The sequence below is a fragment of the Anaerotruncus colihominis genome, assembly GCF_010206195.1.
In the GTDB taxonomy this organism is placed as follows: Bacteria; Bacillota; Clostridia; order Oscillospirales; family Ruminococcaceae; genus Anaerotruncus; species Anaerotruncus colihominis_A.
This window is the reverse complement of record NZ_VIQT01000006.1, coordinates 97,006-121,196: the sequence shown is the minus strand read 5'-3', so window position 1 is coordinate 121,196 and position 24,191 is coordinate 97,006. Positions and strand designations below refer to the sequence as shown.

At 51.4% G+C, this 24,191-nt stretch carries 28 protein-coding genes and 1 tRNA gene; 16 read left to right on the top strand and 13 right to left on the bottom strand.

The window, feature by feature from the left end; all coding sequences use genetic code 11:
* The first annotated feature begins 95 nt into the window (after positions 1-95).
* Positions 96-323 carry an HPr family phosphocarrier protein gene (locus FMM72_RS03020; protein ID WP_160210591.1) on the top strand — a complete coding sequence of 76 codons (228 nt, stop codon included), beginning with the start codon at positions 96-98 and terminating at the stop codon, positions 321-323.
* Positions 324-535: 212 nt separating this feature from the next.
* Here the strand turns inward: FMM72_RS03020 and FMM72_RS03015 are convergent, their stop codons facing one another.
* Entirely contained in the window at positions 536-1,609 is a 1,074-nt protein-coding gene (locus tag FMM72_RS03015; protein ID WP_162220542.1) for a tetratricopeptide repeat-containing glycosyltransferase family 2 protein, read from the bottom strand.
* 81 nt (positions 1,610-1,690) lie between these two features.
* The gene (locus FMM72_RS03010) at positions 1,691-2,518 is read right to left on the bottom strand and encodes a purine-nucleoside phosphorylase (RefSeq protein ID WP_160210593.1); all 828 of its coding nucleotides are present in this window, start codon (positions 2,516-2,518) and stop codon (positions 1,691-1,693) included.
* Between the two features lie 424 nt (positions 2,519-2,942).
* Here FMM72_RS03010 and FMM72_RS03005 point away from each other — a divergent pair, with 424 nt between their 5' ends.
* The 3 genes from FMM72_RS03005 (at position 2,943) to FMM72_RS02995 (ending at position 5,276) form a co-directional block, all read left to right on the top strand.
* Entirely contained in the window at positions 2,943-3,767 is an 825-nt protein-coding gene (locus tag FMM72_RS03005) for a hypothetical protein (protein WP_162220541.1), read from the top strand.
* 178 nt (positions 3,768-3,945) lie between these two features.
* Positions 3,946-4,875: a YitT family protein gene (locus tag FMM72_RS03000; RefSeq protein ID WP_160210595.1), complete on the top strand. Its 930-nt coding sequence runs from the start codon at positions 3,946-3,948 to the stop codon at positions 4,873-4,875.
* Positions 4,872-5,276, top strand: coding sequence for a hypothetical protein (locus FMM72_RS02995; protein ID WP_160210596.1), 405 nt, complete (start codon positions 4,872-4,874; stop codon positions 5,274-5,276). The genes FMM72_RS03000 and FMM72_RS02995 overlap by 4 nt, the downstream gene beginning before the upstream one ends.
* Positions 5,277-5,399: 123 nt before the next feature.
* Here FMM72_RS02995 and FMM72_RS02990 read toward each other — a convergent pair whose 3' ends face one another.
* Together FMM72_RS02990 and FMM72_RS02985 are read right to left on the bottom strand one after the other, a co-directional pair.
* Positions 5,400-6,338, bottom strand: a complete 939-nt coding sequence (locus FMM72_RS02990; protein ID WP_160210597.1) for a uridine kinase family protein — start codon at positions 6,336-6,338, stop codon at positions 5,400-5,402.
* Positions 6,339-6,431: 93 nt separating this feature from the next.
* Positions 6,432-6,815 (bottom strand): desulfoferrodoxin family protein, encoded by a 384-nt coding sequence (locus FMM72_RS02985; protein ID WP_162220540.1) that lies wholly within the window; start codon positions 6,813-6,815, stop codon positions 6,432-6,434.
* A gap of 507 nt (positions 6,816-7,322) precedes the next feature.
* On the opposite strand from FMM72_RS02985, the gene FMM72_RS02980 reads away from it, so the two are divergent.
* Together FMM72_RS02980 and FMM72_RS02975 are read left to right on the top strand one after the other, a co-directional pair.
* Entirely contained in the window at positions 7,323-7,742 is a 420-nt protein-coding gene (locus tag FMM72_RS02980) for a PPC domain-containing DNA-binding protein (protein WP_160210600.1), read from the top strand.
* A 195-nt stretch (positions 7,743-7,937) separates the two neighbouring features.
* Positions 7,938-8,014 (top strand) — tRNA-Pro (locus FMM72_RS02975).
* 276 nt (positions 8,015-8,290) lie between these two features.
* Here the strand turns inward: FMM72_RS02975 and FMM72_RS02970 are convergent.
* A complete protein-coding gene (locus FMM72_RS02970; RefSeq protein ID WP_162220539.1) occupies positions 8,291-8,815 on the bottom strand; it encodes a hypothetical protein in 525 nt (174 codons plus the stop codon).
* A 210-nt stretch (positions 8,816-9,025) separates the two neighbouring features.
* On the opposite strand from FMM72_RS02970, the gene FMM72_RS17335 reads away from it, so the two are divergent.
* From FMM72_RS17335 to FMM72_RS02945, 5 genes are all read left to right on the top strand, one after another.
* Positions 9,026-9,265 (top strand): helix-turn-helix transcriptional regulator, encoded by a 240-nt coding sequence (locus FMM72_RS17335; protein WP_162220538.1) that lies wholly within the window; start codon positions 9,026-9,028, stop codon positions 9,263-9,265.
* 164 nt (positions 9,266-9,429) lie between these two features.
* Positions 9,430-9,729 (top strand): helix-turn-helix domain-containing protein, encoded by a 300-nt coding sequence (locus FMM72_RS02960; protein WP_162220537.1) that lies wholly within the window; start codon positions 9,430-9,432, stop codon positions 9,727-9,729.
* 237 nt (positions 9,730-9,966) lie between these two features.
* Positions 9,967-10,230, top strand: coding sequence for a helix-turn-helix domain-containing protein (locus tag FMM72_RS02955; RefSeq protein WP_243157702.1), 264 nt, complete (start codon positions 9,967-9,969; stop codon positions 10,228-10,230).
* 166 nt (positions 10,231-10,396) lie between these two features.
* Positions 10,397-10,651, top strand: a complete 255-nt coding sequence (locus FMM72_RS02950) for a helix-turn-helix domain-containing protein (protein WP_006873234.1) — start codon at positions 10,397-10,399, stop codon at positions 10,649-10,651.
* Between the two features lie 171 nt (positions 10,652-10,822).
* A complete protein-coding gene (locus FMM72_RS02945; protein WP_160211085.1) occupies positions 10,823-11,134 on the top strand; it encodes a helix-turn-helix domain-containing protein in 312 nt (103 codons plus the stop codon).
* A gap of 364 nt (positions 11,135-11,498) precedes the next feature.
* On the opposite strand, the gene gdhA is transcribed toward FMM72_RS02945, so the two are convergent.
* From gdhA to FMM72_RS02905, 8 genes are all read right to left on the bottom strand, one after another.
* Positions 11,499-12,836 (bottom strand): NADP-specific glutamate dehydrogenase, encoded by a 1,338-nt coding sequence (gene gdhA / locus FMM72_RS02940; RefSeq protein ID WP_162220535.1) that lies wholly within the window; start codon positions 12,834-12,836, stop codon positions 11,499-11,501.
* Positions 12,837-13,329: 493 nt separating this feature from the next.
* On the bottom strand, positions 13,330-14,253 hold the full coding sequence (locus FMM72_RS02935) for a pseudouridine-5'-phosphate glycosidase (RefSeq protein ID WP_160209299.1): 924 nt from the start codon (positions 14,251-14,253) through the stop codon (positions 13,330-13,332).
* Positions 14,254-14,306: 53 nt separating this feature from the next.
* Positions 14,307-15,410, bottom strand: coding sequence for a PfkB family carbohydrate kinase (locus FMM72_RS02930; RefSeq protein ID WP_180322866.1), 1,104 nt, complete (start codon positions 15,408-15,410; stop codon positions 14,307-14,309).
* Positions 15,411-15,608: 198 nt separating this feature from the next.
* Positions 15,609-16,151 (bottom strand): hypothetical protein, encoded by a 543-nt coding sequence (locus FMM72_RS02925; protein ID WP_162220534.1) that lies wholly within the window; start codon positions 16,149-16,151, stop codon positions 15,609-15,611.
* Between the two features lie 147 nt (positions 16,152-16,298).
* A complete protein-coding gene (locus tag FMM72_RS02920; RefSeq protein ID WP_160209276.1) occupies positions 16,299-16,706 on the bottom strand; it encodes an RbsD/FucU domain-containing protein in 408 nt (135 codons plus the stop codon).
* A 26-nt stretch (positions 16,707-16,732) separates the two neighbouring features.
* The gene (locus FMM72_RS02915) at positions 16,733-17,347 is read right to left on the bottom strand and encodes a KpsF/GutQ family sugar-phosphate isomerase (protein ID WP_160209275.1); all 615 of its coding nucleotides are present in this window, start codon (positions 17,345-17,347) and stop codon (positions 16,733-16,735) included.
* A 44-nt stretch (positions 17,348-17,391) separates the two neighbouring features.
* Positions 17,392-18,393, bottom strand: coding sequence for a ribokinase (locus FMM72_RS02910; RefSeq protein ID WP_160209274.1), 1,002 nt, complete (start codon positions 18,391-18,393; stop codon positions 17,392-17,394).
* A gap of 40 nt (positions 18,394-18,433) precedes the next feature.
* A complete protein-coding gene (locus FMM72_RS02905; protein WP_160209273.1) occupies positions 18,434-19,456 on the bottom strand; it encodes a LacI family DNA-binding transcriptional regulator in 1,023 nt (340 codons plus the stop codon).
* Positions 19,457-19,802: 346 nt separating this feature from the next.
* Between FMM72_RS02905 and FMM72_RS02900 the strand changes: the two genes are divergently transcribed.
* The 5 genes from FMM72_RS02900 to FMM72_RS02880 all read left to right on the top strand — a co-directional run bounded on the left by FMM72_RS02900 (position 19,803) and on the right by FMM72_RS02880 (position 24,166).
* Positions 19,803-20,837 carry a tripartite tricarboxylate transporter substrate binding protein gene (locus FMM72_RS02900; RefSeq protein WP_162220533.1) on the top strand — a complete coding sequence of 345 codons (1,035 nt, stop codon included), beginning with the start codon at positions 19,803-19,805 and terminating at the stop codon, positions 20,835-20,837.
* Between the two features lie 99 nt (positions 20,838-20,936).
* Complete coding sequence (locus FMM72_RS02895; RefSeq protein WP_162220532.1) at positions 20,937-21,404, top strand: tripartite tricarboxylate transporter TctB family protein; 468 nt, start codon at positions 20,937-20,939, stop codon at positions 21,402-21,404.
* Between the two features lie 18 nt (positions 21,405-21,422).
* Entirely contained in the window at positions 21,423-22,928 is a 1,506-nt protein-coding gene (locus FMM72_RS02890) for a tripartite tricarboxylate transporter permease (protein WP_160209270.1), read from the top strand.
* A 75-nt stretch (positions 22,929-23,003) separates the two neighbouring features.
* On the top strand, positions 23,004-23,726 hold the full coding sequence (locus FMM72_RS02885; protein WP_162220531.1) for a FadR/GntR family transcriptional regulator: 723 nt from the start codon (positions 23,004-23,006) through the stop codon (positions 23,724-23,726).
* Positions 23,723-24,166 (top strand): YhcH/YjgK/YiaL family protein, encoded by a 444-nt coding sequence (locus FMM72_RS02880; RefSeq protein WP_162220530.1) that lies wholly within the window; start codon positions 23,723-23,725, stop codon positions 24,164-24,166. The genes FMM72_RS02885 and FMM72_RS02880 overlap by 4 nt, the downstream gene beginning before the upstream one ends.
* Positions 24,167-24,191: the final 25 nt, after the last annotated feature.

Sequence of the window (24,191 nt, the reverse complement as noted above, 5' to 3'; positions counted from 1 at the left end):
TGCATTACAGGGGCGTTGTAAGATACAATAAGAACAGGCGCTGATTTCAGGCGGCGCAGGCCGCTGTGATAAGCAATCAGAAAGGGTGTTTACAAATGCAGAAGTACATGATTAAGCTTGACACAATCGACATGGTCAAAAACTTTGTCAATACGGCCGCCATGTTCCAGGAGGATGTGGATATTGTTTCCGGCAGATATACGATCGACGCCAAGTCGATTATGGGAATTTTCAGCATCGACCTCTCCAAGCCGATCGAGCTGATTATCCACGGCGACAATGACGCGAAGTATAGGGAACAGCTCAAGGATTATCTTGTTTAATTGTAAAAAGGAAACGGCCCCGCGTGCGCGGGGCCGTTTTGTTTTTATATGCCAGCCTGCCAAGCGGGCGGCTATGCCGGGCAGGCGAGGAGTTTTGTACCTGATCAAGGAAAATTTTTGCAGGCGGACTGTCGCCCGGCAAGAAAGTTTAACGCCAAGCGGGGGTAAAAGGCCCGCCTGGACAGCGCTTGGCGACTTGTGAATACAGGTTCTTAAACGCCGATTTGTGCGAAATAGCCGCGGTTGTGAAGAACGGCTGCGCTGTCGGGGCGAACGACGGCGGCCAGTTGGTTGTAAGCCTTGGCACGGGAGTGATCGCCGAGGCGGTCGAAGCAGATGCAAAGCTGCAAAAAAGGGATATAGTCGTAGCAGTCGGCACAAACGAACGCGCCGGATTTGTCGCCGCGTTTGCATGATGCGGCCGTGCGGTACCAGAAGATCGCCTGGCTATATGCCCGCCGCTCTAAAAAATGCGCGCCGATATCGCAGCAAAGCTCCGCGCGCGGCACATCATATTCGAGAGAACGCAGCAGGGCGCGCAGTGCGCCGGATTCGTCGCCGAGCTGGCGCAGGCAGGCTGCGAGCTGGCGGCATGCCTCAATGTTATTTTCGATCCAGCCCTGCCCACCGTCCAAAAAGTCCTGGAGAATCTGCGCCGCCTTTTCGTGCTGACCATGCCAGAAAAGCTCACGTGCATAATAAAACTGTTCGCGCGGACACAGGGGCTGCCCGCGCGCGATCAGCTTTTCAAAGATGCGCAGATTGCGGTTTGGGTCGCCGGCGTGCAGCTTGCGGTGAGAAACGGCGATATCCGTATGAAGGATCTTGCCGGCGGGCGCGATCGCTTCGTGAATTGCGCCGGCCCAACGCATTCCGGCGCTGCGCCGGATCAAGCGTTCGCGGTAATAGGAAAGCGCCGCCCGTCCAGATGTGTCAAAGGCGGTATCATATTTCATCATGACGACCGTGACAGACGGATCCAGAGTTTCTTTGAGCGCACATAGGGCGGCGCACGCCTCAGGCGTGAGCACATCATCGGCATCAAGCCACATGCAGTAATCCATGGAAGCCTTTGTGAAGGAGTAGTTGCGGGCCGCCGAGAAATCGTCGATCCACTCAAAATCGTAAACATGGCTTGTATAGCGCCGGGCAATCTCCCGGGTATTGTCGTCTGAGCCGGTATCAACAATAATGATTTCATCGACAGCGTCCCGTACACTGTCCAGACAACGCGCGAGCACCTCGCTTTCATTTTTGACAATCATGCACAGACTGATCGTTATCATCAAAAAACGCCTCCCTTTGATGCATTGTATGCATCAAAGGGAGGCGCGCGCCACAATCTGGCCTGCTTAAATAAAAACCAATCAGGCGCGGGCAATTGCCGCAATGGAAGCCGTGACCAGCTTTTTAAACAACGGGGCGGCTTTGTCGCCAGCTTCCTTGACCTCCTCGTGCGAGAGCGGTTTGCCGCTCATTCCAGCGCCCATATTTGTAATGAAGGAGATCCCGCAGACTGAAAGCCCCATATGACGCGCGGCGATCGCCTCGCAGGCAGTGCTCATACCGACTGCGTCTGCGCCGAGCTGACGGCACATACGCACCTCTGTGGGCGTTTCATAAGCCGGACCTGTCAACTGCAAATAAACGCCCTCGCGCAGCGGGATATCGAGGGAACGCGCGCATGCTTTGATGGTATCGCGCAGATGCGCGCTGTACAGATCGGTCATATCGGGGAAGCGAGGCCCAAGCTCGTCGACGTTCGGTCCGATGAGCGGGGATGGGAAAAACGAGGAAATCTGATCGGCTATCAGCATAAAATCGCCGGCGTTAAACATGGGATTCAGGCCGCCGGCAGCGTTGGTCAAAAAAAGCGTTTTCGCGCCCAGCAGCCCCATTAGGCGTGTGGGCAGGATAACGTCTGAGATTGGATACCCCTCGTAATAATGTACACGGCCCTGCATGATAACGACGGGAACATCCTCCACATGGCCAAATACAAAACGACCCTTATGGCCGGCCACAGTGGAGACAGGGAACCCCTCAATCTCGTGATAGTCGATGGCGGCGGCGACTTCGATCCCGTCCGCATAGTCGCCAAGCCCCGATCCAAGGATCAATGCGACCTTTGGAACAAAATCCGTTTTTTCACGGACACTTTTTAAACACTTTTCCAGCTTCTCATAAACCTGCATGGCCTGTCCTCCCAATTATAAGTCTTGTTCAGTATGCCACAGCGGCAATAAAACCAGCAAAGCCGGTTTGGGGCCGTGGTGCAGCATGCGCAGTCCGCTGCTTTGCAGCAGTTGCCGCCGGATAGCGACCGCAAACGACAACGCCGTTTGCTCTGCGCATATTGCACCATGTCCGCAAAGCGGCATGGTATCATTGCCCATCAAAAGGCGGTTGCCGCGTAAGCGGCGAGCCGTTGGACATAACCCGGTACAATAACCGCTTTGCGGTTATTGTACCATAAAATGCGGACAAAGTAAAAATTTTTTTGGATAATCGTAATCATCTTGTTTCATCGGAAAATTATGGTATACTCAATCTATGAGTACAATCCCATATTCCGGGCGGGCTGGGGATGCCCGTGCAAAGTGAAAAGGAGGAATCATTATGCGCAAACTGTTCAAACGAATTTTGACCGCCACTGTTGCGGTGCTTGCTGCTGCGGCGCTTGCCGCGCCAGCGTTCGCGTCAGGGCTTCGCTATGTCGCTGAAGGATACGACAGTCAATTTCTGCTCAATCCGGATCAGGTGGAAGTTGTGCAGGTCATCAACCGCGATCTGCACGCCAGCTATTGGGTTACAGGGCCAGATGACCTCGCGGCTGTCATTGGAGCGGTCAACTCTGTTTCCTATGAGACGGGCATTACCGAGCAGCCGGAGGAGGAAGGCTTGCGCCTGCTGCACATCCGTATGAAGGATGGCGCCACATATAACTATTGGTGCCACAGCAACATGCTGATGGTCGATCATATCAAGTATGCGCGTGCGCAGCAGGCTGAAAAGCTGTATACGGCTGTGGCTGCCTGCGAACAGAATTACCCGGCCAATATAGAATGGATCGGTTATATGAACCCATATCGTGTCACAAAAATGGAAATCCTGCACAATGGTCAAAAGGCTGTCTATGAAAGCAAGCTGTCAGCCACAAACCGTGAAGCGATTCTGGACATCACACGTAAATTGAAAACAGTTAAGGTTTCTTCGGTGCGTGGCTTCTATCCAAAGGACCAAATTGCCACTCCGTCAAGCGGACCCGAACGCAATTATGTGATACGCCTGACGTTTGAGGACGGGAAAGAATTCTATGACATCTATGTTCTCGGCGACCGGATCGATATCACTGTTGACAGCATCCCGGAGGGGCTGTCCTATACCTCGGGTGATGCGTCGCTGCTCAAGCTGTTGACAGATGCGCTCGACGCAAAAATTTAAACAGAGTCTCTCCCGACAAAAAACCCGCTTTATAGCGGGTTTTTGCATGATACTATGGTATTGCGTGGAACTTTACTTTTTAAAAAAAATTGGGTAGAATAATGATCATCGGCGCTTGGACAAGGCTGCCGCAGTCATTTCACGAAAGCCGCGTGCGCGCGGTAAAAGGAGGGCTCACATGAGTAAGCGGAAAAGTCTTGTTACCACTTGGCTGGTGGATTTGCTTTATTTTGCGGTGGGCAGTGTGTTGTATGGGATGTCCGTCAATATGTTCACAGCTCCCAACCAAATCGCACCCGGCGGGTTGACCGGCCTGTCTACGTTGATTAATCATGTATTCGGTACGCCAATCGGCACAGTGATTTTTATTATGAACCTGCCGCTGTTCGCATGGGCGTTTTTGGCGATCGGTTATAAGCTTGTCATGAAAACAGTCGTCGCCACATTTATGGTTTCGGCTGCAATCGATCTGATGAGCTTTATTGTGACGCCTTACTATGGAAATCAAATGCTGGCTGCGATTTTTGGCGGTGTAGTGGAGGGGTTTTCGCTGTCGTTGTTTTTCATGCGCGGCGGGACGACCGGCGGAACAGATCTGCTTGCGCGGCTGCTCAACAATCACCTGCGCCACATCTCGATGGCCAAGCTGATGATGTGCGTGGATGTGGTGATTGTCGCGCTGGCAGGTTTTGTATATCAAAGCTTGGAGAGCGCCATGTATGCGCTGATCGTTATTTTTGTTTCAACGCGCTTAATCGATACGATTCTATATGGTACCGATGTGGGCACAGGAAAGATACTGTATGTGATCTCTGAAAAGAATACGGAAATTGCGCGTAAAATTATGGAGGAACTGGATCGTGGCGTGACATTTTTAAAGTCCCGCGGCGCTTACAGCGGGCGTGAGGGCGAGATCATTCTGTGCGCGGTACGCCGAGATGAAGTGGTCAAGGTCAATGATATTGTGCGCGGTGTCGATCCTGGTGCGTTTGTAATCGTGGGGGAGGCGGGTGAAATTTCCGGTGAAGGCTTTCGGGAATACCATCAAAATGACAAGCCTCTGACGGAACTGCTTCAACGCAAAAAGAAACAGGGAGAAGCGAAATGAATCGGTGGAACGACCGGCTGCGCCGCTTGCTCTATGGTCGTTATGGATCTGATCGGTTGATGTGGGCGCTGCTTGCGCTTGTGGGAATCTTCATGTTTCTGAGCTGGCTGACCAGCTGGCGTATGTGGTGGTTTTTTTCAGTGCTTGTGCTGGCGGTCTGCTATTTTCGCATCTTTTCGCGCGATATTATGCGCCGCCGTACGGAAAACGAATGGTTTCTGCGCCTCTGGCATCCCGCAGCCAAGCGCATTTCACTGGCGCGGGAGGCGGCGCGCGATGTGCAGACGCACCGTCACTTTAATTGTCCCGGATGTAGCCAGCCATTGCGGGTACCGCGCGGACGAGGGCGGATTGAAATCAGGTGCCCGCGCTGCGGCTATTCATTCAAGCGTAGAACATAAGTGTATAAAAAATTGGCCATCCGCGCCGTCCCCGGCGCGGGGCCGTTTGATTAAAATGCGCCTGCCCGCAGAGCGGGCAGATGCGCAAAAAAATAGTTGCTTTGCAACTATTTTTTATACACCTTAATCCTGTTTGATAAACTCCTGAATCAACGACGCTGGTGGGATTAACGACTGATTGATTGAGAAGAAGGACGCTGCGCAGGCGCGCAAACGTTCAATTGTTTCATGATAGGGAGAATCTATATCCGAGTGTTCAAGCAGCCTGCAAAGCGCGTCCCGATATAAAAAAGGCTCGTAATTATGGACGGAATTGACATGCCGGTCGGCATAAATGCGATATGGGCGGATGTATAGATCCTCTCCGCGGAGCACATAATCCCACATTTTCAAGGTTTCCTCAGCCGCGGTGCCGCGGTAATAATAGTCACGCAGCAGACGGCGTATCAAACGCAGATCGCGGGCGCTCATTAAAAGATCACCCTGATCATCCACAAAATCGCTGTGCACGCTGATATAGGTTTTGACTGTGCGATGTCCATGAAAGGCAGGTGCAAGCACCGGATTGAGCGCATGGATTCCCTCTATGATCAAATAGGTATGATTATCAAAAGTCAACTCAAATGTTTTTTCCGCACGCCTGCCGGCTGTAAAATCAAAGATAGGAAACTGTGCGTGGCCATCGCGGAAAAGCGTCTGCATCACGCGCTCAAAGCATTCCAGGTCAAGCCCTTCGACGCTTTCATAGTTCTGATAACCGTCCTCCCACCGGGGAAGCTCATCGCTTGATTTGTAAAAATTGTCAAGAGACAGGCGGTTGACGCGTTTGCCACGCACATGCAGCTCCAAAGCAAGCTTTTTTGCTGTCGTTGTTTTACCGGAGGCGGATGGCCCTGTGACAAGCAGAAGATGGATGTGATTATGTGTGACCATATCGCAAATAGAGGAAATCTGCTGGTAATAGGAATCCTCTACCTGTGCAATGGCATCGGTGGGATGGCTGGACAACGCACCTGCAACGACGGATGTGCGCACCTGCTCCATTATCTGGCTGTATTTCAATATCCATACCCCCTGTTCGGCAACTCTAAGACGGATGTCGCTCGTTAAAACAGGGCGGGCGCTTGACATACGCCCGCCCCACGTTTGTTCTGATTAGATCGGCGTTTTCCACAGCCCGTGCAGATTGCAGTATGCAAAAACGGCAACCGGTTCGTCATCAACGACAAGAAAACGCGCGGCAGCTTCTTTTCCGGTTTCTAACGTCTTGCGCTGGCCGCCGTGACGGGTCTGTAAATAAATCCATGCGATATGGTGTTCTTCACTCATCGGATGCAGCACGGAACCGACCTTGACGCACACTTCATTGCCCTCCGCTTCGACAACGGGGACATGCTTTTCTGTTGCCGCGTCGGTCGTATTTGCGACAAGCTCCGTCATTGGTTCGCCACAGCAGACTGGCTTCACACCGGCGTCATAAATCATACCGACGATATTGCCGCAATGCTTACAAATCATAAATCTGTGTTCCATGCCCATGCTGAAAGACCTCCTTCAATAATGCCGCTTATCATTTATATGTCGACGGCCGCGCAGACGCAGCGATCTATATTTTTTATTGTAGCATGTATGCAAGGTTTTCGCAAGCAGCAGCCCTATAGCAAAAAAGTCTTTAAGGCTGTAGCATGAAACGCCTCGCTGTGCTATAATATGCGCAGGGCAAACGGCTTTGCCGTTTGCGGGCGTCAGATGGCTGCAACCGCTGCAAAGCAGCGGACTGCGCATGTTACACCACAGCCGAAACCGGCCAAGCCGGTTTACCTGCCGCTTTGCGGCAGACAAGCCCAAAAGGGCTCGCCGCTGTGGTATCATAACCGCAGAGCGGTTATGATACCGGATTATGCCCAACGGCTCGCCGATTATGCGGCAACCGCATTTTAATCAAGCGGCCCCGCGCCGGGGACGGCGCGGATATCCAATTTTTTATAGATTGTGCTCCGCAATCTATAAAAAATTATCGCGACATAAAGAAAGGAAGGTTGTTCAATGCAGTACAAGCAATTTGGAGATACGTATGTTGTACGTCTGGAAAAGGGCGAGGAAGTGGTTGCGACGATCAAGAGCCTGTGTGAAAAGGAACAGATTCGTCTTGGTACCGTTACAGGACTTGGCGCCGCAGACCGTATTGTGATCGGGCTGTTTAATACAGCCGAGAAAAAGTACTATTCCATAACCTATACAGAGCCGATGGAGATGACAGCGCTCTGCGGCAATATTACGGAAATGGATGGACAGGTTTACCTGCACTTCCACGCCAATTTTGGCCGTGCGGGAGGCGCTGTGATCGGCGGCCATCTCAATGAGGCGCATATCTCTGCGACAGGCGAAATCTTTATCCGCCGTTTGGATGGAGAGGTCGGGCGTATCTTTGACGAGGAAATCGGACTGAACCTCATGAAGTTTTGACCTTTCGCGCAGCCTGGTAAAGTGTATGCAAACGGCAGGCGTTGCTGTACATACGGAAGAGAATGATTTTGTGCAAACGATCTTGACGGCCACGGGTGTTTTGGCGTGTATTTTACTGCGCTTTCAAAAAACAGAAAAACCCCCTTGATTTTTCCGGAAAAGTATGCTAATATAATATAGTTGATTTAGCACGATCCGGATATGGCGCAGTTTGGTAGCGCGCTACCTTGGGGTGGTAGAGGCCGTGGGTTCAAGTCCCGCTATTCGGACCAAAAAGAATGCCCACTTTGGATACCATCGGCAGAAATGCCGATGGTATCGGGCTTTTCAGGGGTTTTTGCCCCTCAAATTTCACAGGTAAAATAAAAGATCCAAACGGGGGTTTCACAGAAGCTGGCTGGATTCGAACCCCCAATTCTTTAGAAATCTACAGCGCCCTTTTTGAAATGGGATTTTTCAAAAAGGGCGCTGTTTTCATACCCAGCAAAAATCAGAGTGCCAAAGGCGTCAATCTCTCAGCCAACAGGCTGAAGGGTTGGCGCCTTTTTTCATATTCCGAAAAAGGGCGCTTCGGACACTGTATAGCCCGCCCGTTTGAGCAATGTAACCATGATTTCATATCCAGCTAAATAATAATATTCTTGGGAATCCTCAATGGCGCGTTTTCTTCTTTCAAACTGCTTGTTAACTTCCTCGCGCGCCTCTGGCGGAAGCTCTTTTATAAATGATTGGCAAACCTGTATCAATTTCTGTTCCTTATCCGCATGGCCAGGAATTTCTTTCAGATCGACTGTTTTAACAATCTGTTCGAGCAGATCTCCAGCTGCGCTCAGAAAACCTTGTGCAAGATAATAATCGTTGATGAGCTCTTCATAATCAATAAAAGCATCTGTGACGGAAGAATAGCTGTCTCGCAGGTCGTATTTTTTGAGACAGAGACAGGAAGAATGATAATGCTCCTTATACTCTCGATAGATAGGGGAGCACCGCTTCTGATAGGGTATCACTATAGAAGAAAGTTCGCCCAATATACCTTCTATAAATTCTTCTGTGATTAGATGTTTTTGAGACATTGTGCGGCCCCCTTTCTATTTTAACGTGTGGCGCTCAATGTAATCCCTGGACGCTGTCGAGACCGCTAATAATCACAAAGCTTTTTGTTGGTAATGAGCTGTGTGTTGGCAAAATGCCCAATAAAAAGAGGATTATTTATACGAAAGCGTACAGCTACAGGGACTAAATGAGGGAATAAGTTGGTATACTTACAATTAAGAGGTGGGGGTGTGCAACTCAATAAAGCTGTAAGTAAACGAATTGAGCAGTTACTTGAAATGTATGACCTAACACAATATGAACTTTTTATGCGAAGCGGTGTTCCAAGATCGACTATTGGAAATGTTATAAACTGTACGTATGAATCAGTGAAGTTGCGTGTTATTTATGAGATATGTCAAGGGTTCGGTATAGGACTTGATGAATTTTTTAGTTCACCGCTTTTCGATGAGAATAATTTGGAACCGTAATCCTCTCAACACACAGTATGTTGAGAGGATTTTTTGACTTAAACTTAACATGATATATAAATACATTATATTCCAAAAATAAAAATATTGCAATACCGGTATTTTTAACAAGCCAAAGTATTTATACATAATAACCTCATGATCAGTGAAAGTGAGGGCACATTATGTTTTCAAATCGGATTAGATTTTTGCGTCAGTCAAAACAAATAAATCAAGTTCAACTTTCTGAAAAACTGAATGTGACTAAGCAAACTATTAGCAATTGGGAAAATGGAAACATTCTTCCATCCGTGGAAATGTTAATAAAGATTGCCAATTTTTTCAAGGTTAGTACAGATTATCTCTTAGATCGTGATGTTCAAAAGAGCGAAAATATTTATATGATAGACGTAACTGGTCTTAGTCCACAGCAAATAGAACATATACAGTATATTGTAGAAGATTTTCGTAATGGAGCAGATTAGAAGATGCACTCGCATTGTCTACGTCAAAGGAGCCTGCGGCAAAATATGAAGCGAAAATAACAGCTTAAAATAAATGCGCAATGCTGTACGCCGTTGTGATTCATCAAATGCCTTTTCATGACATCATTTTTTGCCTATATTATATATTTGCTCAAAATATTAGTCAATAGCTCACTGGGAGAGGCGGATTATTTTCTCTTTCCACCGTATAATAAGAGCCAAAGGAGGAAGGGAATTTTGAGCAAAGAGGTGCAATTCCAAAATCGTGACCGCTTTATTGAGCTTGGCTTGACAATTTCTGCTCTAAGGAAAATGCGCGGTATGTCACAAGAGGAGTTAGCGGAACGAGCCAAAATAAGCCGGTCGCATTTAAGTTCTATTGAAGCACCGAATATCATCCGGCCTTTCTCGGTCGAAGTGTTGTATAATATTGCTGATGCATTAGAAGTTCGGGCGGGCGATTTGCTAAACAGCTCCATTTTGCCTGAAAAGAAGAAGTAGACGAAGTTCGCCGCCATTTGGCTGGCGGCTTTTTATTATATAATACCCCGGATGCTGATGTATCTTCATCCGACTATTACCGTGTACGGGAATAGTTGGGTATTTTTATTGCTATCATAAAGAAAATACTGTATGAGTATTAACTAAATGATAGCAGGTAGAAAAGATGAATGACCAATATTCACAGATTATCGTCAATCGAATACTGTCATTATGTCAGCAGCATGATTTCACGATATATCAGCTATCTACTATGAGTGGCATTAGTTATTCAACACTGGATAACCTTATAAAGTACAAGACATTCAATCCCAAAATAAAGACACTCCACAAAATTGCTTCTGCGTTTAGTCTCACATTGTCTGAATTTTTTGATTACCCTGAAATTGAAAATTTTTCATTTGATGATAGCAATGATTAGGAGCGAGAAACTGATTTTGATTGCCCCTCAAGTAATCAAGATGCAGTTCAACATTTTCTATTTATCGTATCATGTTAGGTCTAGGGTGTCAATGTGATTCGACTAATATTATTGATTTTATCATCGTTTTTAGACTACACCAACGTATTACAATATTATTGGGGTGGTTTTATGTCGACAGATGAAGCCTTTGACTTTGGATTACGATTACGCCAACTCCGAGAAGATCGTGGAATGTCACGATTAACTTTGGCAAAAAAGTTGGGTGTAAGCAAAGAAACTATATATCGCTATGAGAACAATTTGCAAGATCCTGCATTAAATCGTATCATACAGCTTGCCGGAATTTTTCAGACCTCTATTGATTATTTGGTCGGATTGGATTATAGCTACACTATAAAGCTGCCCCAACTTACTAATGAACAACGAGTTGCCCTAAACGAATTTCTAAGGGTGTTTGTGCGTGATTTGGAAAAGAGATAGGCGTACCAGTATATGTTGGTACGCCTATCTTTAATGGTGCTCAATGTGGCAATGTGGCTCTATGATCCGCTCTCCTACTGCCGCTCGACTGTCCGCCTCCTTCGTGCTATACTAAGGGGGAGAACAAGAGAACGGAGAACGAACCACATGACCAAAATATTGTTTATCTGCCACGGTAAACGGTCGTTTTGCAGACAATGACTTTTCTATGCCCAAAACAAACGCCCGTGTCCGGGGTGGTTCCAAACTGGACAGGCGCATCAATAAAGAAACCTGCTTTCAGCCAAAAGCAGCAAATCAAAAAGCCAGCGCCATTGGGGCGCTGGCTTTTCTGTCTATATTTTGTGCGTGAAACAGACCCAGATCAGACGAGGCCCTGTGCCATCATGGCATCGGCAACCTTGAGGAACGCGGCCACGTTGGCGCCGGAAACATAATCCTCCGGCGTCTTGCCGTATTCAGCGGCAGCGGACGACATGCTCTTGTAGATGTCCTTCATGATATTCTGCAACCGCTGGTCAACGTCCTCGAAGCTCCAGGAGAGACGCAGGCTGTTTTGGCTCATTTCCAGAGCGGAGACGGCGACGCCGCCGGCATTGGCGGCCTTGCTGGGCACAAAGAGGATTCCCGCTTCGATGAAAGCATCCATTGCCTCCAGAGTGGACGGCATATTGGCGCCTTCACAAACCATCCAGCATCCATTTTTCAGCAGGCTTTTGGCGGCGTCCAAGTCGATCTCATTTTGTGTCGCGCAGGGCAGAACGATATCGCAGGGAACGCTCCAGATCCCTTGGAAGCCCTCGTGGTATTCCGCGGACGGACGGACTTTGATATATTCCTTGATTCTGGCGCGGCGAACTTCCTTGATATCCCGAATGGCAGCGATATCAACGCCGTCCTTATCATAAATATAGCCGTTGGAATCGCACATGGCGATGACGGTGGCGCCCAAAGAAATGGCTTTTTCCGCTGCATAGATCGCCACATTGCCGGAACCGGAAACCACGACTTTCTGGCCCTGGAAGCTCTTACCCTTATGGGTGAGAATTTCATTGGCAAGGTAAACCACGCCGTAACCGGTGGCCTGTGTGCGCGCCAAAGAGCCGCCATATGTAAGGCCCTTTCCAGTGAGAACGCCGGAATACTCGCCAGTGATGCGCTTATACTGGCCATAGAGATAGCCGATTTCACGGCCGCCCACGCCGATGTCGCCCGCGGGAACATCACAGTCTGGACCGATATGACGGTAAAGCTCGGTCATGAAGCTCTGGCAGAAGCGCATGACCTCGTCGTCGCTTTTACCCTTCGGGTCGAAGTCGCTGCCGCCCTTGCCGCCGCCGATGGGCAGACCGGTGAGGGAGTTTTTAAAGATCTGCTCAAAGCCGAGGAATTTCAGGATGCCCTGATTGACGCTCGGATGAAAGCGCAGGCCGCCTTTATAGGGACCGATCGCGCTGTTGAACTGGACACGGTATCCGCGATTGATCTGATACTCGCCCTTGTCGTCAACCCACGGAACACGGAAGCTGATGATGCGCTCCGGCTCGACAAGGCGTTCAAGCAGCTTGGCCTTTTGATATTCGGGATGGCGATCCAAAACGCCGCGCAGGGAGTTAAGGACCTCGGTGGTTGTCTGAAGGAATTCAGGCTCATGTGCGTTTTTTTCCTTGACCGAAGCCAAGACCTGATCAACATAGCTCATTGATAAGACCCCTCCAAAAAAATATTTGCCGGAAACGGTGTGCCCGCAAGGGCGGCGGTCCGGTATCATGCTGCCGGAGACGATGCGCAGAAAAAACGACAGGAAATGATCTCGTCCGCTTTGTATTGATTGCCGCGCCCGGACTTAAATTTCACTTTAATTATACTGTCTAACCGGGGGGCTGTGTCAATAGGTTTTGCCAAAAAAATATATTTTTTTGCATGTATCAGAATAAAGTGCTGCAAAAAGAGGTCTGTTTTGTCCAGAAAAGATAGACTTTTTACATGGAATCAATTTGAGATCGTCAAAATTGCGGATAATTTTCCAATTATTAGAAAACAGTTTCGGTGCAGGAACAGCACCTTACGGCCTGATAAATCAACACCGAAAGCCGTGTCAAAATTCACATGGGCAAAAAAGAAAGGGACGCTGAGGCGTCCCTTTCTTACTGATAGCCGCCTGTTGAAGACAGACGGTTTATTCAGTTTGTAATTTACATCTTGCTGAGTTCGCAGGCGATCTGCGTGGCAACCTTTGCGTTGTTGTAGACAAGCTGGATGTTCGCCTTGAGGCTTGAACCGCCAGTGATTTTCTCAAGCTTATCGAGCAGGAACGGCGTGGTATCCTTACCCTTGATTCCCTTGGCGTTCGCCTCGTCGATGGCCTCTGCAATCGATTTGGAGATGTAGTCCGCGTCCATCGCATACTCCTCGGGGATTGGATTGGCGACAACCATGCCGCCGCGCAGGCCGAGATCATTTTTTGCCTTAAAGGTAGCTGCAAGCTCCTTCGGGGTATCCATACGGTAGTCGACCTTGAAGCCGCTCTTGCGGGTAAAGAACGCGGGCAGCTCCTCGGTCTGATATCCAAGGACGGAAACGCCGTGCGTTTCAAGGTATTCAAGCGTCAGACCAAGATCAAGGATTGATTTGGCGCCGGCGCAGATAACCATAACCGGGGTGGAGGCAAGCTCCTCAAGGTCGGCGGAGATATCCATTGTGGTTTCAGCGCCACGGTGAACACCACCAATACCGCCGGTTGCAAAAACGCTAACGCCCGCGAGATTGGCAAGAATCATGGTGGCGGCGACTGTTGTGGCGCCATCCTCGCCGCGTGCGACCAACACAGGAATATCGCGGCGGCTGGCCTTGGTAACTTTCAGCCCCTTCTTACCGATATAATCGATTTCATCCTTGGAAAGACCGACGCGCAGCTTGCCGCCGATAATCGCGGTGGTAGCAGGAATCGCGCCGTTGTCACGGATGATCTTTTCAACATTCAGCGCCGTTTCGACATTCTGCGGATACGGCATACCATGGGAGATGATGGTGGATTCAAGCGCGACGACCGGGCGGCCTTCGTCAAGGGCTTTCTGGACTTCGGGCGAAATTTCGAGGTATTTTTTCAGATCTGTCATGACAATACACTCCTTTTAAAATATATATATAAATGTGGATGGGTGGACTGTTTTTATTCCGCTTCCTCGGACGGCGTCATCCCGATGATATCATAGACCGCCTTGGCGCTGATGCGCGGACTGATGGTTTCTTCGCTTGCGATGCAGATGCTCGCGGCGGCCAGGCCGGCGCGTGCGGTGTCCTCCAGCGAAAGACCCTGTCGCCATCCCCAGGCAAGCGCCGCCATAAAGCTGTCGCCCGCGCCGGTCGTGTTGACCGATTCGGAATCGTAACAGGGCAGAAGCGCCTGTCCATGGTGATTGGCACAGAAAACGCCGTCGCCGCTAAGCGAGATAAAGACCTGCTCAAGTCCCATATCGAGCAACTTTTTAGCCGCGTGCCGCAGGGAGCTTTCGTCGGTGATCTCGATCCCGGTGAGAAGCTGCGCCTCCAGCTTGTTGGGCTTGAGCGTGTGAATGTGATAGAGCAGCCCCGCAAGCTTTTTCGCCTTTGTTGTGGAAACTGTGTCCGCAAAAAGCGGACAGCGGCAGTTTTCCGCGAGGTAACGCAGCGATTCGGTGGTCAGATTTGTATCAACGATGCACAGGCTTGCGCGGTTGATAAAATCGATTTTTGTTTCCAGAAATTTAGGGGTGATCTGATTGTAAATGTCCATATCAGCGATGGCCAGCATCATATCGCCGTGCTCGTCTGTGATGAACATATATGTAGAGGTGACGCCGCCAGGGACTGTCAGCGAGTTGGAAATATCCATGCCGACCCTGCGGCATCCCTCGGCAAGCTGTGCGGCATGAGTGTCCTCACCGAATGCGGAAATAAACTTGACATCCTCTCCAAGAAGGGCCAGATTGTGCGCGATATTGCGCGCGACGCCGCCGGGGGAGAGGCTGACATGGCCGGGATTGGAATCCTTCTGGACCAACGGCGCGTCCGGATGCCCGAAGATGTCCATATTAACGCCGCCGACCACAACGATATAAGGATTTTTTTGAAGGATGTAGCCCTTACCCTGGATCAACCCTTTTTTCATCAGGTTGGAAATGTGCACGGCCACCGACGAGCGGGTGATGTTGCCAAGCTCGGCAAGCTCCTGCTGTGAAATCAGCGGATTTTCCTCAATCCAGCGCAGGATTTGACGCTCACGCTCCGTAATCATTGGGTCTCCTCCTTGGTTTCAACAATTGTTTATTTGAATAATCTTATGTTTAAAATATATCATGCGTATTTTAGATTGTCAATAGGGATAAAAGAAAAATACAAACAAAATTATGTAAGGTTTTTTGGGAAATATATAAAAACCGGGCAGATCGCAGGTACATTCCTGTGATCTGCCCGGTACAGGGCGGTTTGATCGCTATATAGCAGCTTTTTTCATAGCGGCGATGCCGTCGTTTGTCATTCGTTTTGCGATGTTATCGCGTATATACGCCTGATTTTCAAGATACTGGCTGAATGCGGTGCAGTCGTCTTCTGTGGATAGGAGCGATAAATCACGGCACGCCTCAAAAAATACGCGGTTGACGCGGTAGATTTCTTCAAGTGTGTCGGCATAAACTTTGGTATGACGCTTATTGCTGCCGCATGCATCCCGCAAGTGCGTCAGTACACGCAGCATCGTTTCGTGACGCTCTTTACAATAGTCGTCCGCACCGCGCGCAAGAACCTGCTGGACGGCGGCTGGCTGTTGGTTTATGGGAAGCGGCAACCCATGCTCGCCGCATTTCAGTCTATAATCCGGAGCCGTTTGGCCGATGGCATGAACGGCAGCCTCTGTGAACGCAAGGCCAAAGGGGTCGCAGATCTGCCGCAGACGCTGGTGTTGCCGGGAGCTTATGACGAAGCTGGCTCCAACAAAAAGTATCATAAGTCCGTATACGATCAGATAATTGGTATCCATCAGCACTTTCCCCCATCCAAAGTATGGATATTCATTTTGAACAAAACAACTATTGAAAATATAACATAAATCAGATGAATTGTCCAGCACAAAGCTGAAATAAGGGCGTCTCTCCGCTTTGGAGAAGACGCCCTGTTGCGTATTTTATCAGACGACGCCGACCGTCAGAATGATGCAGGCATATGTGCGCTTTTCGCCCGTCGAGATTGCAAGGCGGACCTTCGGCTCATTGGCCTTGCTGTAAAATCCCCAGCGATCAATGGTTTCCAGCTTCACGCCGTCAAGCAGCTCGCGGAAATCCTTGAAGATCGGCGGCTCTGTGCCGTCGCCCGGAGTCATGACGAGCGCGCTTTCAATGCCGATCGTTTCGGACAGAACCCTGAGCGTGTCGGTTACGGTCGGGATGCCGGCGGTCAGGCCGAGATAAACCTTTTTCGCGTCGCCGCTCTCCGCGTCAAGCGGATAGTTGCCGTCGGCGATCAGGATTTTGTCGCCGTGACCGCACAACGAGATGGCTTTCATAATTTCGGGATTGATACACGCGTTTTTCAGCATAGCAGATGCTCCTAACCTTACAAAATTTATTTTTCGTTTTCGCGCAGTTGGCCGAGCGTCCCGCCCGGATGCCATTTGACATACTCCTTTGGATCAAGGCCGCGGTTGACCTGGAGCAGGACGCTCAACCGTTGAAGGACAAACGTCTCTGCGAGGATTGATGCGCGCGGCGCGCGGTTGAGCGGGCCGCCTTCCTGCTGCACGCCGGCAAACAGATGCACGTCGCTTTCCTTTGCGAGCCATGATGCACGGTTGCCGGTGATGCCGATCATTTTGCAGCCGTTGCGCTTGATGGCGGTAACGGTTGTTTTCATTTCCGCCGTTTCCCCGCTGTTTGAAATGCAGATGACAACGTCGCCGGCGGCAAGCTGGCCGCAGGAACCGTGCACTGCTTCCGTGCCATGGAGGAAATATGTCGGCGTGCCGGTGGAGGACATCAGCGACGCGCCGTATCCACTGACATGGCCCGGCTTTCCGATACCGGTGATATGCACGCGGCCGCCCTTTGCCTGTGCGTCCAGAATAAGCTGTGCGGCGTCGATGTATTCCTGATCGGCGGCATTGTCCGCAAAATGATCAAATTCGGCCTTGGCCAGGGAGGTGAACGCTTCCATAGCCTGAATTGCTTCCTGTTTCAACATTGGATCAATCTCCTTTTCGTCTGCTTCGTCTGCGGAATGTAATTTCATTTCAGGATATCGAGCAGTCCAAGATCGAACCCGTCAAATTGCTCGCGCCGCATCAGTTCGACCACATCGGCCAGATGCGGCAGGGACGGCTGCGCGCCCATCTGTGAAACGGTGATCGTCGCGGTATAGTTTGCAAAGTCGAGCGCCTGGCGCTGGTCCAGTCCGGCGCATACGGCTGTACAAAACGCGCCGACGAACGAGTCCCCCGCAGCGGTCGGGTCCTTGACCTCCACCACATCGACGCACGGGCTGAGGTCAACGCCACGATCGCCGGCCACGGCTGCACCCGCGCTGCCAAGCGTGATAATGACGTTCTGAACACCCTTGCCGCGCAGAGAGGCGATGACAGCGTCGAGATCATCGCGATTGACAGACTTGCCCTCCTTGCGGATCGGGATGCCGGTAAGGTCCGCCGCCTCGTGCTCATTGGGCGATATGTATGCCAGGTGTGAAAGCAGCGCGGCTGAAAGCGGCGCGCTTGGAGCGGAATTGAGCATCACCGGTACGCCCTTTTCAAAGGCGTACTGCGCGACCAGTTCATTGATCTGCATCGGGATTTCAAGCTGAAGCATCACCATATCGAATTCGGAGACGATGTCGCGCACAAATGCGACGTCGTCCGGAGTGATCGCCATATTGGCGCCTGAAACGACGATGATGCGGTTTTTGCTTTTCTGGCCCTCTGCGACCTCCAGCAGGATATTTCCGATTGCGGATGGATTGTCCGGGTCCTGAAGGATATGCTGCGTGTGGATGCCGGCCGCCTGCGCGGAGGCGATCAGCTCACGGCCGAAGCTGTCGTCGCCGACCTTGCCGACCATGGTGACATCAGCGCCAAGACGCGCCGCCTGCACAGCCTGGTTCGCACCCTTGCCGCCCGGCGCGGTCCGAAAGCTCTTGCCAAGCACGGTTTCACCGGAACCGGGGAATTTTTCGGTGGAAACGATCAGATCCATGACGAAGCTGCCGACCACCAGGATTTTCGGTTTCCTGTTCATACGATATCTCCTTTATTATAACATGTTGGACGCCGTTTGCCTATAGGGTATCAGGACCGTGCGCACCGCCGTGCGACTGCCGGACGGCAAGTGTGGAGGGAAGGACGACGGCTGCCGGATCAGGCGTATTGCCTGCGAGCAGCTCAATAAGCATACGCGCGCCGCGTGCGCCCATACCGCGCGCATCCTGGCGCACAGCCGTGATCGGCGGAGAGACGATCTGTGTCCAGTCGTAATCGTCGAACCCGACGAGCGCGATTTGTTCAGGGATGCGGACCCCCTGCTCGTTGAGGTATTGGACAACACCCATCGTCAGGACGCTGTTTGCGGCAAATATGGCGTCGGCCCCGTACCGCACAAGGGAACGGGCCGCACTGCGCGCGCTCTCAAGATTGTAATCAAGCTCGTAGGCGATCAGGCTGAAGTCATACGGAAGCCCCAGCGCCGCAAGCGCCTTCTGATAACCGCGGTAACGGTCATATGCGGAGGAAAAATCGAGCGTGCCCCCAATATAACCAATTCTCCGCCGTCCGCTGCGCGCCAGAAGCCCGACAGCGCGCGCGGCCGCCTGCTCGTTATCGGAACAGACGGAAGGCAGGCTGACGCCGTCCAGCCGGCGGTCAATCAGAACGACCGGGACATCAATGCCGGTCAGACATTCGGCGCGCCGCCGGCTGCCCGGTACGAACAGCACGCCGTCGATCCAGTTCTTTTGCAGGACGGGGATATTGCCAAGGAGAAAGTGCGGATCGTTTTCAGAATAAGTGGAAACGACCAGGTTGTACCCCTGTTCCTGCAATGCCTCTTTAACGCCGCCGAGCACGTCAAAGAAAAAACAGTTGGTGGAGTTGTTCGGTTCTGTGGAAGGGATGACGAGCGCGATGATGTTGGTACGCTGCGTTTTGAGCGCCTGCGCAGCGCCGTTGGGGCGGTAGCCGGTTTGGGCGACCGCTTCGCGGATGAGAGCCATACTTTTTTGCGAGACAGCGCGCGTTCCATTGAGCGCATGGGAAACAGTGGTGATCGAAAGCCCGGTTATACGGGCGATTTCCTTCAGCCCCATAAGAAGCTCCTTTATATCAAGAGGCGGTTGTATGAAATGAGTAAAACGTTTGCGCGCAAACGTTTTATATATGATAAGGATACCACCCTAAAGCAAATAAAGTCAAGGTTTATGCAATCGTGAAAGGTGACAAATATTTAAATGTTTTTTATACATTAACCCAAAAAATCCAAATGTTAGTAAAATATTTGTGGAAAGGGCTTGCAAATTGAGAACATTATGTTAATATAAACCTGTAGTACAGGTGAACAGATTTCGGAAACGCTTGGCAATCAATGAATGCAACTTTGCAGCGTGCGTAAAAAACGCCGGACTGCTTCACCGCAATGAGCAAGGAGGAAAAGAAATGAAAAAGATTCTAACATCTATGCTGTCGGCTGCAATCGTTTCGGCCATGCTGCTTACAGGCTGCGGTTCATCCGGCAGCGCGCCGGCGGCGGACGCGTCGGCCGCCGGTTCCGCCCCCGCCGCGGACAATGCCGCCGGCACAGCGACCAGCTATCCGACCAAACAGATCAGCATGATCATCCAGGCGTCACCGGGCGGCCTGTCCGACACGAACGCGCGCGCCATCGCGCAGCTTGTCCAGGAGGATTTGGGTGTACCCGTCGTCTGCACCAACAAGCCCGGCGCTTCCGGCGCGGTTGCAATGTCATTTTTGCAGGCGAGCAAGCCGGACGGCTACACCATCGGTTATGTCCCGGTAGAGCTGTCGATGGTTCAGGCGCTTGGCTATGCGACAGACGTTTATCCGGATGCGTTTGATCTGATCTCCGGATGCAACGTGCAACCTGCCGCGATTACCGTTCGAGCCGATTCCGGCTGGAACAGCATTGAGGACCTTGTCAATTATGCCAAGGGGAATCCAGGCCAGCTTCGCGTCGGAAACTCCGGCACAGGTTCCATCTGGCAGGTTGCCGGCGATTCCTTCGCGAACGCTGCGGGCATCGAGGTCAACCAGGTCCCGTTTGACGGCGCCGCTCCGGCTGTCGCCGGCCTGCTGGGCAAGCATATCGATATGGTTTCTGTCTCCGAATTTGAGGTTTCCTCCGGCGTTGCCAGCGGCGAGTTGAAGATTCTGGCTGTCTGCTCCGAGGAGCGCAGTAAGTTTAACCCCGATGTTCCCACGCTTAAAGAGCTTGGTTATGATGTGAATGTCAGCGCCTGGGGCGGCTTCGCGCTTCCAAAGGACACCCCGGATGATGTCAAGGACATTCTGTATGCCTCGTTTGAAAAGGCGGTCGGCTCCGACAGCTATGCCGATCTGTGCGCAAAGAATCAGTATTCTCCGATGCCCCTGAAGCATGATGAATTTGCGGCGTTCGCCAATGAGCAGTATGAGTTCTACAAGAGCTATTTTGAGCAGAATTCCGTGACCTGATCCGGTTGCCAGACGCATTTTCGGGAACGGGCCGGCTGTGTGTCGGCCGGCCCGTTCCCATTTTCAGCAGCTCCTAATATTGATAGAAGGTGATGTTGCTTGGATAAAAAGAAATCTGCATTCAATGCTGATGTCGTCATTGGGATATTCGGTATCCTGTTAAGCGTCTGGTGGATTGTCATGGCGCTCGGTTTCCCTGGCTCCACAGCCAAGGACGGCACGCCGGGACCGGCGGTTTTTCCAATCGGCACGGCGGCGATTTTGATTGTTCTGTCTGTGTTGATGATCCTGGCTGGATTAAAAAATAAGGTGACTTATTTTAATTTCCGCCAGATGGACCGCGACAATAAGATCGCTCTGGCGCTCTCAATCGTATGCTTCATTCTGTTTCTCATGCTCTGGAATTATGTCCACTACATTGCGGCCAGCTTTGTGATGTCCTTTGGGCTTGGCATCCTTTATCGGATGAAGCCGGTCAAGGCTGCCCTGCTTGGCGCGATCTTTGGCGCGGGCACCTATTTTTTCTTTACAAAGGTGCTCATGGTCATGCTTGACATCGCACGATAACAAAAGGGGGCTGCACATATGGAATTGCTTTGGTCGACGCTCGTCGGCATTTTTACGACAGATGTATTCTTTTATTGCCTGCTCGGCGTTGTGGCCGGTATGGTCATCGGTACGCTGCCCGGCCTTTCCGCCACGATGGGCATTGCGATCCTGACGCCGCTGACCTTCTGGCTGGAGCCTGCGCAGGGCATGGCTGTCCTGCTTGGCGTTTATAATTCGGCCATATGGGCGGGCGGTATTTCCGCAATCCTGATCAATACGCCGGGAACGCCGGCGTCCATCGCGCAGTCTTTTGACGGGTATGCGCTTGTTAAAGAGGGGAAAATCGCCAAGGCGCTCAATACCAACACGATCTTTTCGTGCTTCGGCGGCCTTGTTGGTACGATTGTCCTGATCGTCGCTTCGTTTCCGGTCGCGCGCTTTGCGCTCAGCTTCGGACCGCCGGAGATGTTCGCGCTGTCCTTTTTCGGCCTGTCCATGATGATCGGCGTTTCGGGTGGCAACATCCTGAAGGGATTGTTTGCCGGTATCGCCGGCTTCATGATCTCCACCATCGGCCTTGACCCGATGTTCTCCGTCCCGCGCTTTACCTTTGGAAATGTCAATCTGCTTTCCGGCGTCCAGTTCGTCGTTGTGCTGGTGGGAATGTTTGGCGTCGGCGAGGTGCTGTATCAGGTGAGCAACCGCGTCAAGGGGGAGGAGACGCGCAAGGCTGAGATCAAGCGCGTGAAGGGCGACAGCCTTCTGACAAAAAAGGAATGGAAGGATTGCGCGGTCCCTACGGTGATTTCCGCTCTGATCAGCGCCGTGATCGGCGCAATCCCTGGGACGGGCGGCGATATCGCCTCCATCATCTGTTGGCAGCAGGCAAAGAACATGTCCAAGGACCCGGACAGCTATGGCAAGGGAAACATCACCGGGCTGTGCGTCACCTCCTGCGCGAACAATGCGGTCATCGGCGGCGCAATGACTACTATGATGACGCTGGGCATCCCGGGCGACGGCGTAACGGCGGTGCTCATTGGCTCGCTGATGATGTACGGTATGCAGCCTGGGCCGCAGATGTTTGTTGAACACGCCGATTTTGTGTACAACGTCATGGCGCTGATGGTCGTCGGCTACATCATGATTATGATCCTCGGACTGCTTTCCTCAAAGCTGGCAACGCTGATCCTCAAGGTGAAGCAGGAGGTCATCTGGGTGATCGTCATCGGCTTCTGCGTCCTCGGCTCCTACGCGGTCAACAATTCGATGTTTGATGTCATCGTCATGTTCTTTGCGGGCGTCATCGGCTTTATCTGTAAAAAAGCGGATATCCCGCTCGGACCCTTTATCCTGGCGTTGCTGCTCGGTCCGATTGCCGAGTCAAATTTCCGCCGCAGTATGGCGCTGTCTATGGGCGACGCGTCAATTTTCTTCACGCGCCCGATCACAGTGATCCTGTTGCTGCTCACAGCCGCTTCGCTGATCGTTCCGATCGTCCGCGAGGGCATGAAACGCAAAAAAAGCCAGGTCCCCGCTTGACGCTGGATGATGGTTTCATTTAAAATGGATGTATGAATAAGCGTTGAAACGTCTTAATAGGGGAGGACGATGGTGGTGAGGACGCTGCAAAACATCGATTATGAAGTGAAACGCGAAAATTTGTATGAAACAGTTGCGGAGAAACTGGAGGATAGTATTCTCAGCGGTAACACGCAGGTAGGCGAGCGTCTGCCGTCTGAGCAGGCGCTCGCGGAAAGCTTTGGCGTCAGCCGCAATGTGATGCGTGAATCGTTAAAGCTGCTCAAGGAGCGCGGGCTGATCGATTCGCGCATGGGCGGCGGTTCATACATTACAAAGCCGGAATCAAGCGATCTTGTGAATGTTGTCAACCGGATTATTCTGATGGACAACATTGATTATGAGCAGGTTTTTCAGATGCGCGGCATTTTGGAGAGCGCCGCATGCTCACTTGCAGCCGTAAAATGCACACAGCAGCAGGTCGCGCGCCTGGAGCTGATGAACCGTCAGCTTCGTGAGGCTGCGGGCGATCAGGAAAAAAGCATGGGTATCGATGTGGACTTTCATACGGAAATCGCCCGGCTGTCAGGAAATCCGCTGCTGGAGATGTTTGTGGAGGTTATGGCGCATCCGCTCCGGCGGGGAATCGCCGCAGGCTACAATATCAATGACGAGAACCGTGACGCGTTTATGCGTCATAACAACATCATACAGGCGCTCAGCGAGCATGATCCGCATAAGGCGCATGCCGCCGCAATGGACCATATCAGCCATTCTCTGGATAATATCCGGGAACGGGAAAGGATGAGGATGCAGTGATCTTTGATTCGATCGCATATCTGGAGCAATACCGCGGGAAGATTCCGTGTGTCGATGGGATATTGGCTTTTCTTGATAAGGCGGACCAATTGAAAGAAGGACGGTATGATTTCGATGGAGGCTTCGTATTAGTCCAGGAGGGTACGACGCGTCCGCCCGAACAGGCGCAGTTTGAAGCACACGACGCTTACGCCGATTTGCAGCTGCTTTGCAGGGGTGGCGAGCGTGTGGAATGGGCTGACCGCGCCGCGCTGCCGGAGGCTGTTGCATACGACGCGGACAAGGATATCGCTTTTTTCCATGGTTCCGGCGTCGCGTTCGATCTTATGCCGGGCATGTTCTATGCGGTTTTTCCGCACGATGCGCATAAACCCGGCTGCCATATGGGCGGCGAACGCCCCGTGACCTACCGTAAGCTTGTATTCAAATTCAAAGTTTAACAAAGCGGCGGAATATTCCGCCGCC